Here is a 16030-nt window from a genome sequence, read left to right on the forward strand (position 1 = left end):
TATGGAAAAATTACTGGAAATCAAAAATTTGCATGTGATGTATAAAACCGACGAAGACAATATTTACGCGCTGAACGGCGTGTCCCTCGATATCTGGAAAGGCGAGAGCCTGGGCCTCGTCGGGGAAACCGGCGCGGGGAAAAGCACGATCGCCCTTTCGACCATGCGGCTCCTGCCGGAAAAAGTCGGCTTCGTCACAGAGGGGGAAATCCTCTTTGACGGCGTCGATCTGCTCAAAGGACGGACGGAAGCGGATATGCGCGCCATGCGGGGAAATGATATGTCCATGATCTTTTCCGATCCCATGAGCGCCCTCAATCCCATCCACACCATGGGCGACCAGATCGGGGAAGTGGTCAGGCTCCATTTCCCGGACCTCAAAGGGGAGGAAATCGAGAAAAAAGTCGATGAGATGATGGAAATGGTCGGCATCCCCGCGGAGCGGAAAATCGAATATCCTCATCAATTTTCAGGCGGCATGAAACAAAGGATCGTGATCGCCATCGCTCTGGCCTGTCGACCCCGGCTGCTTTTGGCCGATGAACCGACGACGGCCCTCGACGTGACGATCCAGGCCCAGGTCCTCAAAATGATGAACGACCTCAAAGAGCAGCTGGGGACGTCCATGTTGCTCATTACCCATGATCTGGGCGTTGTGGCCCAGGTCTGCACCCGGGTCGCCATCCTCTACGCCGGGGAAATCGTCGAAAGCGGACCTGTGGAAGATATCTTCGACACGGATTTCCGGCATCCCTATACCAACGGCCTTTTCGGCTCCATCCCGGATCTCGTGCAAAAGACCGCGCGGCTCAGTCCCATTGACGGCCTGATGCCTGATCCCTCGAGCCTGCCTGTGGGATGCGCCTTCGCCGAGCGCTGTCCGCACCGGACGGAAATCTGCGAGACTGTGAAACCCAAGGAGCTCTTTTTCGGCGATCACATGATCCGCTGCCATCTTTACGCGAAGCAAAAAAGCAAAGGAGGCGCGAAAAATGACTAATCCTGCGCCGCTTATCGAAACGAGAGAACTGAAAAAATATTTTGCCACCAAGCGCGGCCTGCTTCACGCCGTTGACGGCGTCAACATCAAGATCTTCAAGGGAAAAACGCTGGGCGTCGTGGGCGAAAGCGGCTGCGGGAAATCCACGCTGGGGAGAACCGTCCTGCGGCTTTTGGAGCCGACCGGCGGAGACGTCCTCTACAACGGCGAAAGCATCCTGCAATTGGGCCGGGATCGGATGAACGAGATGCGGAAAAAAATGCAGATCATATTCCAAGATCCCTTTACGTCCCTCAATCCCCGGATGACCGTCAGCGAAATCATCGCCGAGCCCATGAAAGTGTGCCATACGGTAAAAACCAAAGCGGAGCGGGAGGAGGTCATCGACCGGCTCATGGAGACCGTAGGCCTCGCCGAGCGCTTTGTGAATACCTATCCCCACGAACTTGACGGCGGCAGACGCCAGCGGATCGGTATCGCCCGGGCCTTGGCGGTAAATCCGGAGTTTATTGTCTGCGACGAGCCCGTATCGGCCCTTGACGTCTCGATCCAGGCCCAGATCCTCAATCTGATGATGGATCTTCAAGAGAAAATGGGCCTGACCTATATGTTTATCACTCATGACCTCTCGGTCATCAAGCACATCAGCAACCACATCGCGGTCATGTATCTCGGCCAGTGCGTGGAATTCGCCGAAACGGACGAGCTCTTTGCAAATCCCGTCCATCCCTACACCAGGGCGCTTCTGAATTCCATTCCCATCGCGAGCCTGAAGCACAGAAAGCCGCTTCATATCATCGAAGGCGAGGTGACAAGCCCCATCAACCCCAAACCGGGTTGCCGTTTCGCCGACAGATGCCCCTTTGCCGAAAACGCCTGCAAAGAAGGGAACGCGCCGCTGAAGGAACTGAAGCCGGGTCATTTTACCGCCTGTCTCAGGGCGGGGAACATCTAAAACAGAAAAAAGGAGTGATTATGTATCCCGTTATCGAAATCACAGCCTCCGCGCCCTACGAACGGGGCGTGGAATACGGAAAAAAAGCGAAAAAATGGATCGATCTGGCCGTAGCGCACTATTATCAGCGCTTCCAAAACGAAGGCTATACAGTCACGGACCTCGAGCGCTACGCGCTGGATTTTGTCGCCTGCCTGACGGGGGAGACGCCGATCCAGATGGAAGAGACAAAGGGGATCGCCGCGGGATCCGGCCGGACACTGGCCGAGATCATGGTCGTCAACTGCCGCTACGAGATTTCCAAATTTCCCAAGACGCCGGAATGCACCACGGCGGCTATACTGCCGGAGTCGACGGCGAAAAAAAATACATTTTTGGTAAAAAATTGGGACTACAGCACGCACATTCTGCCCCATGTGGTGCTTCTGCACTTCAACACGCCCGAGTTCAAGGCCTGGGGGATCACCGAAGCGGGGCAGCTCGTCAGAGACGGCTTCAACCAATACAAAGTGGGCTTTGTCAATAACAACCTGCAATCGGTGACAGACAATCCCGGAATCGGCGTTCCGGCTACTTTTTTGCGCCGCCGGCTCCTGGAGGCAAAGTCCTTTGACGAAGCGTGCGATCTGATCGAAAAAGCCAAACGGACCGTCTCCTGCAATATGCTTGTGGCCGACGGTTACGGTCACGCCAGAGACTATGAGACTTATCCGGGCGGCGTCGACGCCATCGAGGAAACCGACGGCCTTTTGACCCACGCCAATCACTTCGTCGTGGATCCCCGAAAGGACGCCCTGACGGACAGACCCAAGAATCGCGACGCCCGTCTCCGGGAGATTCTTCTGATGAAAAAGGGAGCGATCACCTCGGAATACGTCATGACCTGCATGCGCGACCACAAGTACCACCCGCTCTCAATCTGCGCCCATCCCGACCCCGGCGGCATCGCCTATGTACGGGACCGGATTACGGTCTCCTCGGCGATCATGAATCTTACAGACTGTGAAATGTGGTTTTGCGCGGGTCCCCCCTGTCAGGGCGACTATGCGCGTTACGCCTTATAGGAGTGTTTGCGATGAGAAAGATTCCCTTTACCTACATCAGAGGCGGCACAAGCCGGGCCGTGTTTTTCGAAAAAAAGAATCTTCCCGACGACAAAAACGAATGGAACGCCATATTCAAGGCCGTCCTGGGTCTCCCTCCCGGGACGGGCGGCCCCAAAAGCGCGCTTCCGAAACAGCTTCCCACCAGTAAAATCGCGGTCATTTCCCCCTCCGGACGGCCGGGATATGACGTGGAGTATCACTTTTTCCAGATGAATGACCTCACCGGCATTGCCGACGACAGGGGAACCTGCGGAAATATGTCCTCGGCCGTGGGGCCCTTTGCCGCCGATCACGGTCTCGCGGCCGTAAAGGAAGGAGAAAATACACTTCGAGTTTACAATGTAAATACAAAAAAATGCTTTCTGACAACATTTTTTGTAAAAGACGGCCGCGCGGAAGCGACGGGAAACGTCCTTCTGCCCGGTCTCGCCGAAAGCGGCTCCCCCGTGACGCTGGATTTTATCTCGCCGGGCGGAGGATATTCGGGAAAATTATTCCCCACGGGGCATAAACTGGACCGGATCGATTGCGGGGTCTTCGGGGAAAAGGAGGCGACCGTCATCGACTGCGTCAATCCCATCGCCGTCGTGCGGGCGGCCGATGTGGGCATGACGGGACTGGAGCTCAGAAATGAAGAGATCACAAAAGACGCCATGACCCTGCTGCAAATGATCCGCGGGAAGACCGCCGCCCTCCTGGGACTCGTGAAAAACTGGGAGGAAGCCGCGGTCAGCTCGACCTACATCCCCCACCTGGCCGTAGTCGCCAAGTCCTCGACGTACCGGACCTCGACGGGGGAAGAAGTCGTCGAAGCCGGCGTGGATTTTTGCGCGCGGGCGATTTTTACCGGCCTTCATCCGACCTTTCCCGCCGGAGGCGCCGTGGCCGCCGCGGCTGCCGCCTGCATCCCGGGGACCGTTCTCGACGCCGTTACGGAGAAAGAAAAACCCTCGGGTCCTGTCCGGAAAATCGTGATCGGCCATCCCGCCGGCTGTATTTCCGTGCCTCTTGAGATCAGCGGCGAAAACGTAAAAATGGGGACGCTGATCCGGACGGCCAGACATCTGTTCGAAGGGGAGCTGTATTTCGAGCGGGAATAGAGAGAAACGCCAAAAGAGACAAAAGAAAAAGCGCGCCGCTTTCCTTGACGCGCTTTTATTTTCCGTTCAATTGATCTGAGCCACGGCTACGATCGTAGCGGTGGCGGGAGTAAGATCGCCTGTCTCGACCAGTTCCTGATATTTGGCGATCACGGTTTCCGTGATGTCCTTTCGCAATTCGGGCGTGATCGGATGCGCAATGTCCTTGTATTCCCCGTCCGGCATCTTTCTGGAGGGCATAGCGACAAACATGCCTTTCTGGCCGTCAATAATTTTCAGCCCGTGGATCACAAAACATTCCTCGAATGTGACATCCGCGTAGGCTTTCAACTTCAGCTCATTTTCGTTCTTGACTGCTCTCAGTCTAACGTCTGTAATTCTCATCACACGCACACCTTCCCTTATTTCATAGTATTAAAGATCCTTTATAAGAAATTGCAAAGAAAGACTTCACAATTAATTAACTTGTACTTGAGTTCTGCGATCTTTCCCTCCGTGGTATCCTCCGGGACAAAGGCATAGTACGCGCTTCCGCTTCCTGACATGAAAAACCTGTAAGTCTCTGTTTTTTCCAATTCCCGCTTAAACGCGGCCAGCTTTTCGTTTGTGGTCAGTAAACCCTGTTCCAGTTGATTTTGAACGGCCCCGTCGACGAGATCCGGCCGGTTTTCGGCGAGACCCCGGAGGATTGCCGGGATATCCGCCGCTTTTTTTTCCTTAAGGGTTCCGCTCAAGCGATAGGCTTCGCTTGTCGAGACCCCGAAGGGCGGCTTGACGATGAGAATTTTGCGTCTGAGCCTGTTGACGACTGGGGTCAGGACCTCGCCGATCCCTCCGACCCTTGCCGTTTTGTTCAGCAGGAAAAAGGGGATGTCCGCGCCTGTCTTCAATCCGATTGCCGCCAGCTCATCCGGCGAAAAATGATCATTGTGGTATTTGTTCAGGACTTTCAAGAAAAAGGCGCCGTCGGCGCTTCCCCCGCCCAATCCCGCCTCATGGGGGATGATTTTTTCGAGGAAGACGGCCGTCTCTCTGCGTTCCAGTCCGCTCTCCGTATAGAAAGACTCGTAGACCTTGTATAAGATGTTTCTGTGATCCGTAGGAATGTCATCTTTGTTCGTATTGATTTTCAGTGTACCGGATTTGTCAGAAATGTTTATTTCCAGTTTATCTTGTATGCCAATCGGAGCCATAACCATGTCCAGTTGGTGGTAACCTGTCGGAAGTCGTCCGATTACATTTAAGCCGATGTTGATCTTCGCGTTGGGCTGTACAAATTCTTTTAACAAAAAACACACATCTCCGGTCTTCTTGTCGGCAAGATAATTTTCTATATTTTACCACTAAATGAAGAATTTTCCAAACGTTTTTTTGAATTTTCCCGAATTTTTTTTACCTTTTGTAACCGTCGGGATGTTTGCTGTGCCAGGTCCAAGCGGTCTCGATTATGCTCTCAAGCCGCTGAAATTGCGGTTTCCAGCCCAATTTCTCCAGGGCTTTTTCCGAACCGGCGACGAGTTTTGCCGGATCTCCGGGCCGTTTTGGAGAATGTTCCGCGGGGATCGGATGTGCGGTGACTTTCCGCGCAATTTGTATGACCTCTTTTACAGAAAAGCCCTCCCCGTTGCCAAGGTTGTAGATATCGCTTTCCGTGTTGCTTTGCAGTTGTTTCATGGCCAGGATGTGGGCGTCCGCAAGATCCATGACATGGATGTAATCGCGGATACATGTGCCGTCCGGCGTCGGGTAGTCGTCTCCATAAATACTTATTTTGTCTCTTTTCCCAAGAGCAACTTGCAGAATGATGGGAATGAGATGGGTTTCCGGACAATGATCCTCGCCGATTTCTCCCGAAGGATGCGCCCCTGCGACATTAAAATACCGCAATACTTTATATTTTATGCCATAGGCAAAGTCACACCATTTCAACATTTTTTCGACAGATAATTTACTTTCTCCGTAGGGATTTGTTGGACAGGTCCTGTCCGTTTCAAGGATCGGGATGTGATCCGGTTCTCCGTAGGTGGCGGCCGTTGAAGAAAACACGATTTTTTTGACGCCGTGGGCCCTCATATGCTTCAGGAGACAAAGGGTCCCGAAAAAGTTGTTCTCGAAATATTTCAAGGGTTCCGTGACGCTCTCGCCGACGAGGGAAAAGGCCGCGAAGTCGATGACCCCTTCGATTTCACCGGCCGAAAAGAGCTTCTCCATGAAAGCCCCGTCCCGCAGGTCTCCCACAAAGAGCTTCGCCGCCCGATGGACCGCCTCGGCGTGGCCCGTGACCAGAGAGTCCGCCACGATCACTTCCGCCCCCGCATCCACAAGGGCCCGAACGACGTGACTGCCTATGTAGCCCGCGCCGCCGCATACCAATATTGCCATTTTTCCTCCTCTTTATGCCATGCTTGATCAGATTTGATTCACATTCCGGATAAATTTTAAAAAACCTTCCCGCCCCGCCGGCGTCCGCTTGTATACTCCGGCAAATTCGAGAACCCGGAGAATGGTCCCGCCGACCTCTTCCCGCAGGATTTCCCGGATATTACCGGGCGCGAGATCCCGTCGCCTTCCGACAATGTCCCTTGCCCAGTCCGCGTGTTTGGCGACGAGGGGATCCGCTTCGATTTTCGCGGGCCCGTCCTTTTCCGTGAGATAATTCCCCACGAGGGCGAGCTCGTCCTTCAGGCGTCCCGGCAGGACCGCCAGCCCCATGACCTCAATGAGCCCGATATTTTCTTTCTTGATGTTGTGGACTTCCGCGTGGGGGTGGAAAATCCCCAGCGGGAATTCCGCCGTGGTCCGGTTGTTCCGGAGGACAAGGTCCAGCTCGTACTCTTTTCCCCTCCGCCGGGCAATGGGCGTAATCGTATTGTGGGGCGTATCGTCCGTACGGGCAAGAATGTCGCAGTCGGGATCGCTCCAGGCCCGCCAAGCGCCGAGGATCTTATCCGCCAGTTCCGCCAGCCTGCCGGGATTTTCTCCCCTGAGACGGATCACGGACATGGGCCATTTGACAATCCCCCCGCCGATATCTTCGTAGCCTTGAAACGCCAGCGGGGTCTCCACGGGAGCCTTTGCCATGGGGAATTCATGGTTTCCGCCCTGATAGTGGTCGTGGGTCAGAATGGAGCCGCCCACAATGGGCAGATCGGCGTTGGAGCCCAGAAAATAGTGGGGAATCTCCCCCACAAAGCGCAGAATTCGCTCGAAGGCCCTGCGGTCGATGACCATGGGCCGATGTTCCCCGGAAAAGACAATGGCGTGCTCGTTATAATAAATGTACGGGGAATATTGCAGATACCATTTTTCCGCGGGATCAGGGTCTATCGAAAGGGGAATCGCCCGGTGATTCTGCCGCGCCGGATGGTTGATCCTGCCGCCGTAGCCCACATTTTCGTAGCAGAGCAGGCATTTGGGGTAGGATTTGGCCGCGGCGGTCTTTTCCCGGGCGATATCCCGGGGATCCTTTTCGGGTTTCGAAAGGTTGATCGTGATCTCAAGGTCGCCGTATTCCGTCGGCGCCAGCCAGTAAAGATTTTTTTCGATCCGCTCGACCCGGATGTAGTTCGTCGCGCGGGAAAAGGCGTAAAACCATTCGGTCGCGGCGGCTATTCCCGATTTTGCCCGGATGTCCTGAAACGCGGACGTCACCGTCGAGGGAAAAGGCGTCAGAATCCCCATAATTTCCGTATCGAATATGTCCCGGATCGTGGGGGTATCCTCGATCAGCCCTTTTTCCGCCGCGTAATCGCAAAGTCTGTCAAGCGTCTCCTGAGCCCGGTCGGGGGTGTCGACCGCTTCCTCTTGCGGATCTATCCATTCCTCGAGCCGAAACAGCGAAAGCAGGCGATTTCTGACGTAAATTGCATCGGGCGCGGCGATCAGGCCGTTTTTTTCCGCGTAACGGCACAGGCGGTCCAGTTCTTCATAGATCTTCATGGTAATCACCGATTTTTTTCGCCCCGTCGCCGATGGAAGCGACGTAAAATTCCGGTCTCAGCGGGGTCTTTTCCCGGTAGGTCTCCCCCACGGTCCGGATAAATTCCTGCGCCGCCGCGTGTTTCACAAGGTTTACGGTACAGCCGCCGAAGCCGCCGCCGGTCATCCGCGCGCCGATTGTCCCCGGACAGTTCCAGGCCGCTTCCGTCATGACGTCGAGTTCGGGACAGGAGACTTCGTAATCGTCCCTGAGCGACACATGGGATTCGTTCATCAATTTTCCGAAACCCCCCAGATCCCCCTTTTGCAAAAGATCCACGGCGGTCACGGTCCGGAGGTTTTCATAGACCGCGTGGCGGGCCCGTTTCAACTTTTCCGGATCTTTGATGTACCCTTTGACGTCTTCGAATTGTTCTGCCGAAAGTTCCCCGAGATACGAGATTTTGACGCCTTTCTTGTTGAGCAGTTTCACGGCCTCCTCGCAGGACTTTCTGCGCTCGTTGTATTTGGAATCAACGAGCCCGCGCTTTTTATTGGTGTTGCCGATAATGATGTCCACGTCTTTCAAGTCAAGAGGCGCGTAAGTATAATCAAGGGTGTTGCAGTCCAGGAGAATGGCGCTTTTGGCCTTCCCCATGCCGATGGCGAACTGGTCGAGGATGCCGCACTGCATGCCCACATAGGTATTTTCCGCCATTTGAGCCATTTTGACCATTTCAATCATCGGGAGTTCAAATCCGCCCAGATCGTTTAAAATAACGGCCGTCAAAAGCTCCACCGAGGCCGAGGACGAAAGCCCCGCGCCGTTTGGAATCGTGCCGTACATCAGCATGTCAAAGCCCTTGTCCAGCCGGTACCCGCGATCGGAGAAAATTTTGGCCACGCCCTTTTCGTAGGCCGACCATCCTTCCCCTTCCTGCTTTTCAAGCTGATCGACCCGGAATTCTTTCAGCGGAGAATTTTTGATGTTCAGTGAAAACAGCCTGCATTTTTTGTCCCGGCGTCTCCTGACGACGCCGTAAGTGCCGAAATCCAGCGAACAAGGGAAGGCGTGCCCTCCGTTGTAGTCCGTATGTTCCCCGATCAGGTTGACCCGCCCCGGGGCAAAGTATACGCCGAATTGCCCTTCATGGCCGAAAAAATTCTGAAATTCGGATAATAATTTTTGGATCATAGACACACCCCTTTTCATTTTTGATCACAAAGGATTACAGACATTATAATACAATTCGCCGCTCAGAACAACAGAAATTTTATATATATTATTGAAGTCAAAATATGATATAATATATTCAGAAAAATCAAACCAGGGGGGCAATGATGAAAGAGAAGAGAATTCGACGCTGCATACTGTTGGTCCTGACCCTTTGCGCTCTGCTTGCCGCCGGTTGCTTCCGGAAAGTGTTTCATCTGGAGGAACGGGAAACGGACGGAGCCCTCTTGATGTATCATGTGGAAAAAAACGTCCCCTATACGGGCGTCATGAGGCGAACGGCAAAAACGCCCGGAGGGAAGCGTTATACGGCCCTGAAGGCCGAGTACAAAGACGGACGCCTGCACGGTAGTTACATCCGCTACTACGACAACGGCAAAAAGGAACTGGAAATGGAATATCTCTCCGGGAAGCGCGGAGGGCCCTGGAAAGTCTATGACTACGGCGGGACGCTCCGGGGGACGGGCGTTTTCAAAAATGACCTCCCCGAGGGGGAATTTACGCTCTATTACCGGAAAAAAGAACCGCTTTTGCGCGGAAAATTTCAGGAAGGAAAGCGACACAATCTCTGGGAATGGTTCTACCCGGGCAATGTGGCGAGCCACCGGGAGCTCTTCAACAACGGGGTCCCGATTTCCGAAAGCGCGTCTTTCTATGAAAACGGAAAAGACAAGGAAAAAGGCGCTTACGCCGCGGGCCTCCGGGATGGCCTGTGGACGCGATATTACGACAACGGCAATGTTCTCGCCGAAGGGACGTACAAGGCGGGGCTGAAGAACGACGAGTGGACGTACCATTTTCCCGACGGCGAGCCCAAAGCCTCGGAGCATTACCGCGAGGGGAAGCTGGACGGCGCGGTCCGGGGCTATTGTGAAAACGGCAATACCATGGTTGAGGGCACATATACCGAAGACCTGAAAATCGGCCCCTGGAGCTATTATCATGAAAACGGAACCCTGAAGACCGCCGAAAATTATAACGACAAGGGTCGGCTCGACGGTCCGGTCAAAATGTTCCGGGAAGCGGACAGACTTCCTTCCTTTGAGGGAAATTACGCCGACGGAAAAGCCGAAGGGACCTTCAAATGGTACGGCGACAACGAAGTCCTCGTCCGGGAGGCCAATTACAAAGGGGGTATCCTCGACGGCCCGCAAAAACAATATTATCCCGACGGCATCGCCGCCGAGGAGGGCGCTTATGTCCTCGGGCGCAAAGAAGGCAAATGGACGAAGTGGTACGGCGACGGAAAGAAGGAAGCCGAAGAGAACTTCAAAGACGGGAAACCAGACGGCTTGCAGCAGTATTTTGGGGAAAACGGCGTTCGGATCCGGGAGGCGAACTTTGCGGCGGGCCTTCCCGAAGGGACCCAACGTCTGTATTATGAAAACGGAAATCCGAAGGAAGAAAAGCAATACAAAGCCGGAAAGCTGACGGGGCCGTCATTTTCCTGGTATGAGAACGGAAAAACAAAAGAAGAGGGCGCCTGGCTTGAGGACAAAAAGACCGGCGTTTTCAAATATTATTCTCCCGACGGCAGTCTCATGAGGGAAGAGCCCATGGGGAAAAGCGGCGAGCCCGACGGCCTTGTCCGGGAATATTACGCGGACGGCGGGGAAAAAAGCGCCGTTCCTTACGTCAACGGCAGGAAAATAGGTCCCTTTACGGAGCGCTATGAAGACGGGACCCTCCGGCGGGAAGGGGCTTATGACGGAGAATCACGGCCCGACGGGACCTGGAAGGAATACGATGAAACCGGCGCCTTGAAACTGGAGATCAACTATGTCGGCGGCGCCAAAGAGGGGATCTGGACAGGCCGGTATCCCCAAGAAGGCGTTACCGTCACCGGCGAATTCAAGGCCGACAAGCTCCTCTCGGGCTGGAAATTTACTGACAAAGACGGAAAAGAAATCAAAGTCACCCAAAATGACCGGAAGATCATCCCCCTGGAGGGCTATCAACCGGACCGGGGAGCGGATCCCGTCCCGCCGGAAGAAGAGAAAACAAGCGCCCAACCGGAACTCGCTATCCCCGACGGGCCCTTTGCGGAACATTATCCCGGCGGCGTCATCATGGAAATCGGGCAGTACAAGGGCGGAAAGAAAGACGGCGCCTGGAAATACTACACCCACACGGGAGATTTGCAAATCCTCGCCTGGTACAAGGACGGAAAGCGGAACGGAACCTGGGTCTTTTTCTCGGAGGACGGTCTCTGGGAAAAGGAACTGACCTACCGGGACGACGTACAGGTCCTTGAACGAAAGTCGCTCTTTCCCTGGTCGGCGTCCGAATTTCCCCTGAGTCCGGCGGGAACGGCGGAAGCGTCCGCGGAAATTCCGGATACGGAAGAAACGGAGGAAAACCTGTAATGAAAAACGGAAAAACCCTGTTTTGGCTGGCCATAGTCCTGCTCTTGTTTACAAGCCCCTTTTTCAGGCGCTTTATCCTCGGCTCTTTTATGTTTATGCTGATTTTTCTGGCCTTTATCGTAATGCTGATCCTTTTCGGCGTCAAAAATAAGAATTGGACCATCTTTCGCTATCCGAATAATACAAAAACAGAACGAAATACCCAAAATCAGAACACAGAGAGGAGCCGTCCCTTCGATCCCCATGAAGATATCCCCGACATCGAGATCGTGGACAGTCCCGGGGAAAAAGAGACCCCGCGGCGGAAAGCCGCCGAACCTGAAGATATCGAGGAGTTGCCGCGATGATCCGCAAACTGATCGTAGCGCCGGAATTTGACCGCTTCAAGATCGACCGCTATTTGAAGCGGGTCATGGGCTATTCGGGACGGGGATTGCGGCGCCTGGACATCTATGTCAACGGGAAAAAGCTCAAAAACCTCGAAAAAGAGGTCCGCAAGCTGAACCGGGTCATCGTCGTCGAACGGGAAAAGGAGACCGGCATTGCGCCTATCGACATTCCTCTGCGGGTCGTCTACGAAGACAAAAATATGCTGCTCATCGATAAAGATCCCGGCATTGTCGTCCACCCGACGGAAAAAAAGGTCGACGTGACGCTGGCCAACGGGCTCGTCAGCTATTTTCTCAAAACAAGCGGAAAGATCCTTGTACCGCGCTTTTTCAATCGTCTCGACATGAATACCTCGGGGCTGATTATCGCGGTCAAAAACGCCTATACACAAAATTTCCTGCAAAAACGGGGCGAGGTCAAAAAGACTTATCAGGCCCTCGTCAAAGGGATTCTCTCCGAAGACGCGTTTCTCGTGGACATCCCCATCGGAAGGCGCGGCGAGGAATTGAGACGGACGCGGCTTTCCCCCGAAGAAGGCGGGCAGGAGGCGCGCACTCAGGTTACGGTCCTCAAGCGCCTTGAAACCGAGGATCTGACGTTGATCCGGGCGGAACTGCTCACGGGGCGGACCCATCAGATCCGGGCCCATCTGTCGCTTCTCGGCCACCCGCTTCTCGGCGATACGCTCTACGGCGGCGAAGACCCCCGGGTCAGCCGGCAGATGCTCCATTCCTGCAAATGCGAATGGACGGACCCCGAAAGCGGGGAAAGAAAAAAAACGGAAGTCGGGTTGCCGGCCGACATGCGCCGGTGGATCCCAGAGGAGGGTTGATGTATTATTGCTTTCGGGACAAGGACGTCCTTGAGATCAAAGCGGAGGAAATCGACGGAAAGGAGCTGGTGGCAGGCTGTATCGGGACCGGCGAATTGAAGGAGCGCTACCAAGCCTTCGGTTTTGCCGAGGCGACCTTTCTGCATTGCATGGCCGAGGCCGAAAACTTCGGGATCGGGCTCGAGCAGTACGACGGTTATACCTTCGGTTTTATCAGCATTCTCAATTTTTATGATATCGACGCGACCGAAAAGCGCATGGCCTTCTTCATCAAGGAAAATTTCTTCCTGCTCGTCAAATGCTTCGATACCACCGACGAGCTTGAAAGGATGTTTGAGGCGTCGGTCCAGCGCTTCAAACGGCTCCCGACGCTGGAAAAAATCATTTACGGCGTACTGGACAGCCTGATCGTCAACGGAACCCGTATCCTGGACGCCCAGGAATCGAAGATCATCCAGCTCGAGGATGATTTGATCCTCAAAAAAGAATACAAAAACCTCAACGAATATATCTTCATCATCAAAAAAGAGCTCGTTGTCCAGAACCATTTTTATGAGCAGTTGATTTATATCGGGGAAGAACTCGAGGACAATGAGAACAATATTTTCCAACTGGAACATCTGCGCTTTTTCAAAATCTTTTCCAACAAGGCCCTGAGGCTCTCCAAGTACAACGAAGTGCTCTCGGAAAATCTTGTCCATTTGCGGGAAGCTTATGAAGCCTATCTCGAGTATTCGCTGAACAATACGATGAAATTTTTCGGCGTCGTGACGATTATTTGCCTCCCCCTCTCGTTGATCGCCACCTGGTACGGCATGAATTTCACCAACATGCCCGAACTGAGCTGGCGGTACAGCTACTATGTGATCACGGGAATCAGCGTCCTGCTGATGATTTTTCTGATTTGGCTTCTGAAAAAGAAAAAAATGTTTTAAAAGACCCGCTTCTGTGCTATAATTTCTATTGCGGGAACACGATAAAATGAATTTCAAGGGAGATGATACCATGGATTCCAACAGTTTGGTCAAAGGCAAAATCGGGCTCATCACGGGAGCGACGTCGGGCATCGGCAAGGCCTGCGCCGCGGAGCTGGCAAAATTGGGCGTAAACCTCATCATCACAGGCCGCAGGGAACAGATCCTCAAGGATCTCTCGGCGGAAATCACAAAAACCTACGGGGTAAAAGTGCTGCCGGTCGCGCTGGACGTGCGAGATTCCAAGGCCGTGGCTGAAAAACTGGGCGGTCTCCCGGCGGAATGGAAGGACGTCGACATCCTCGTCAACAACGCGGGGCTGGCCTTAGGGACCGACAAGGTCTACCTCAACAGCGTCGAAGAAATCGATGCGATGGTCGATACCAACGTCAAGGGGCTGCTCTATGTGACAAAGGCCGTCGTGCCTCAGATGGCGGCGCGGAAGGCCAAAGGGGTCGTCGTCAACCTCGGGTCCGTGGCGGGCAACATCGCCTACGGCGGCGGCGCCATTTACTGCGGGACCAAGGCCGCTGTGCGCTTTATCAGCGACGGACTGCGGGTCGATCTCATGGATACGCCGATCCGGGTCACAAACATCGAGCCCGGCCTCGTGGAGACGGAGTTCAGCATTGTGCGCTTCAAGGGCGACAAGGAAAAAGCGAAGAAAGTCTACACGGGCATCGAGGCCCTGACGCCCGAAGATATCGCGACAGCCATCGCCTGGGTCGTCAATTTGCCTGAAAATATCCAGATCCCGGAAATCATCGTAACCCCCGCTCATCAGGCGGACAGCCTCAACAAGCATTATGAAACGGTATAAGGTATTCTTTAACGAATTGGAGGAAAAAGCAATATGGATTGGAAGGAACTGTACAAATCAAAACTGAAAACGGCTGAGGAAGCTGTGAAAGTAATCAAATCCGGCGACCGGGTCGTCCTGCATCACGCGGGGTCCGAACCCGCTTACCTCGTGGAGGCCATGGCCAAAAACGCCGCCTCCCTGGAAAATGTCGAAGTGGTACAATGGGTGGCCCTTACGCCCTCGAGCTATTCCAAGCCCGAGATGAAGGGGCATTTCCGCTTCAATTCCCCCTTCGTGGGCGGATCCAACCGCAGGACCATGACCGGAAAATACGGGGATTTCACCCCCTGCTTCTTCTATCAGGCGCCCAAACTCATGCGGGAAAAGTTTATCCCCGACGTGGCCTTGATCTCCCTCTCGACTCCGGACAAAAACGGCTTTTGCAGTTTTGGCGTCTCCTGCGATTACGCCCGGGCCATTGTGGACCACGGAAAAGTGGTAATCGCGCAAGTCAACAAATATCTGCCCAGAGTCATGGGGGACAATTTTATCCACATTTCGCAGCTCGATATGATCGTGGAGCATGACGAAGAAATTCCTCTGGTTCCCCAGGCCAAGATCGGCCCCGTGGAGGAAGCCATCGGGAAAAACTGCGCGAGCCTCATTAACGACGGCGACACGCTGCAATTGGGGATCGGCGCCATACCCGACGCCGTGCTCCTCTTCCTCAAAGACAAGAAGGACCTCGGCATCCATTCGGAAATGTTTTCCGACGGCGTCGTGGATCTGGTGGAATCGGGCGTCGTGACCTGCCAGCGGAAGAACTTTCACAAGGGAAAGCTCGTCGTGACGTTCCTTTTCGGGACCAGACGGCTCTATGATTTTGTCGATAACAACCCCATGGTGCAGATGATGCCCGTGGACTATGTCAACGACCCCCGGATCATCGGGCAAAACGACAACCTGATTTCCATCAACTCCGCCATGGAGGTGGATCTCTACGGTCAGGTCTGCGCCGAGGCCATGGGAAAGACCCAGTTCAGCGGCATCGGCGGGCAGCTGGATTTCGTCCGCGGAGCGTCCTTTTCCAAGGGCGGAAAATCCATTATCGCCTTCCCCTCGACTGCCAAAAACGATACGATCTCGAAGATCGTGCCCTGGCTAAGCGAGGGAACGCCGGTCACGACCACAAGAGTCGACGTCGACTACGTGGTGACGGAATACGGCGTCGCCAAACTCAAGTTCAATTCACTGCGGGAGCGGGCAAGACAGCTCATCGGTATCGCTCATCCCAATTTCCGGGATGCGCTCAAGGCGGAATACGAGGACAGATTCGCGGAAAAATTCTAGGGA

At 54.2% G+C, this 16030-nt stretch carries 15 protein-coding genes; 10 read left to right on the top strand and 5 right to left on the bottom strand.

Translation table 11 applies throughout. The features are described 5' to 3' along the window. The first annotated feature begins 1 nt into the window (after position 1). Genes LBQ97_03480 through LBQ97_03495 form a run of 4 tightly spaced genes read left to right on the top strand, consistent with a single transcriptional unit; the run spans position 2 to position 4161 of the window. Positions 2-1000 (top strand): ABC transporter ATP-binding protein, encoded by a 999-nt coding sequence (locus LBQ97_03480; GenBank protein ID MDR1831783.1) that lies wholly within the window; start codon positions 2-4, stop codon positions 998-1000. Then, positions 993-1955 carry an ATP-binding cassette domain-containing protein gene (locus LBQ97_03485; GenBank protein MDR1831784.1) on the top strand — a complete coding sequence of 321 codons (963 nt, stop codon included), beginning with the start codon at positions 993-995 and terminating at the stop codon, positions 1953-1955. Before LBQ97_03480 ends, LBQ97_03485 begins: the two co-directional genes overlap by 8 nt. A gap of 20 nt (positions 1956-1975) precedes the next feature. After that, positions 1976-3019, top strand: coding sequence for a C45 family peptidase (locus tag LBQ97_03490; protein ID MDR1831785.1), 1044 nt, complete (start codon positions 1976-1978; stop codon positions 3017-3019). A gap of 11 nt (positions 3020-3030) precedes the next feature. After that, on the top strand, positions 3031-4161 hold the full coding sequence (locus tag LBQ97_03495) for a hypothetical protein (protein MDR1831786.1): 1131 nt from the start codon (positions 3031-3033) through the stop codon (positions 4159-4161). Between the two features lie 66 nt (positions 4162-4227). Here LBQ97_03495 and spoVG read toward each other — a convergent pair whose 3' ends face one another. The 5 genes from spoVG to LBQ97_03520 all read right to left on the bottom strand — a co-directional run bounded on the left by spoVG (position 4228) and on the right by LBQ97_03520 (position 9274). Continuing rightward, positions 4228-4545, bottom strand: coding sequence for a septation regulator SpoVG (gene spoVG, locus LBQ97_03500; GenBank protein MDR1831787.1), 318 nt, complete (start codon positions 4543-4545; stop codon positions 4228-4230). 41 nt (positions 4546-4586) lie between these two features. Further along, positions 4587-5450: a 4-(cytidine 5'-diphospho)-2-C-methyl-D-erythritol kinase gene (ispE, locus tag LBQ97_03505; protein ID MDR1831788.1), complete on the bottom strand. Its 864-nt coding sequence runs from the start codon at positions 5448-5450 to the stop codon at positions 4587-4589. A 103-nt stretch (positions 5451-5553) separates the two neighbouring features. Further along, a complete protein-coding gene (galE, locus tag LBQ97_03510) occupies positions 5554-6543 on the bottom strand; it encodes a UDP-glucose 4-epimerase GalE (protein MDR1831789.1) in 990 nt (329 codons plus the stop codon). 27 nt (positions 6544-6570) lie between these two features. Next, positions 6571-8100 carry a UDP-glucose--hexose-1-phosphate uridylyltransferase gene (locus tag LBQ97_03515; GenBank protein ID MDR1831790.1) on the bottom strand — a complete coding sequence of 510 codons (1530 nt, stop codon included), beginning with the start codon at positions 8098-8100 and terminating at the stop codon, positions 6571-6573. Next, the gene (locus LBQ97_03520) at positions 8087-9274 is read right to left on the bottom strand and encodes a galactokinase (protein MDR1831791.1); all 1188 of its coding nucleotides are present in this window, start codon (positions 9272-9274) and stop codon (positions 8087-8089) included. The genes LBQ97_03515 and LBQ97_03520 overlap by 14 nt, the downstream gene beginning before the upstream one ends. 146 nt (positions 9275-9420) lie before the next feature. Between LBQ97_03520 and LBQ97_03525 the strand changes: the two genes are divergently transcribed. The 6 genes from LBQ97_03525 (at position 9421) to LBQ97_03550 (ending at position 16027) form a co-directional block, all read left to right on the top strand. Then, a complete protein-coding gene (locus tag LBQ97_03525) occupies positions 9421-11679 on the top strand; it encodes a hypothetical protein (GenBank protein ID MDR1831792.1) in 2259 nt (752 codons plus the stop codon). Next, positions 11679-12026 (top strand): hypothetical protein, encoded by a 348-nt coding sequence (locus LBQ97_03530; GenBank protein MDR1831793.1) that lies wholly within the window; start codon positions 11679-11681, stop codon positions 12024-12026. Before LBQ97_03525 ends, LBQ97_03530 begins: the two co-directional genes overlap by 1 nt. Then, positions 12026-12901 carry an RluA family pseudouridine synthase gene (locus LBQ97_03535; GenBank protein ID MDR1831794.1) on the top strand — a complete coding sequence of 292 codons (876 nt, stop codon included), beginning with the start codon at positions 12026-12028 and terminating at the stop codon, positions 12899-12901. The genes LBQ97_03530 and LBQ97_03535 overlap by 1 nt, the downstream gene beginning before the upstream one ends. After that, positions 12901-13836 (top strand): hypothetical protein, encoded by a 936-nt coding sequence (locus tag LBQ97_03540; protein ID MDR1831795.1) that lies wholly within the window; start codon positions 12901-12903, stop codon positions 13834-13836. Before LBQ97_03535 ends, LBQ97_03540 begins: the two co-directional genes overlap by 1 nt. 70 nt (positions 13837-13906) lie before the next feature. After that, the gene (locus LBQ97_03545) at positions 13907-14695 is read left to right on the top strand and encodes an SDR family NAD(P)-dependent oxidoreductase (GenBank protein ID MDR1831796.1); all 789 of its coding nucleotides are present in this window, start codon (positions 13907-13909) and stop codon (positions 14693-14695) included. Positions 14696-14728: 33 nt separating this feature from the next. Further along, positions 14729-16027, top strand: a complete 1299-nt coding sequence (locus LBQ97_03550) for a 4-hydroxybutyrate CoA-transferase (GenBank protein MDR1831797.1) — start codon at positions 14729-14731, stop codon at positions 16025-16027. Positions 16028-16030: the final 3 nt, after the last annotated feature.

It is taken from the genome of Fusobacteriaceae bacterium (genome assembly GCA_031272775.1).
Lineage (GTDB): Bacteria > Fusobacteriota > Fusobacteriia > Fusobacteriales > Fusobacteriaceae > JAISST01.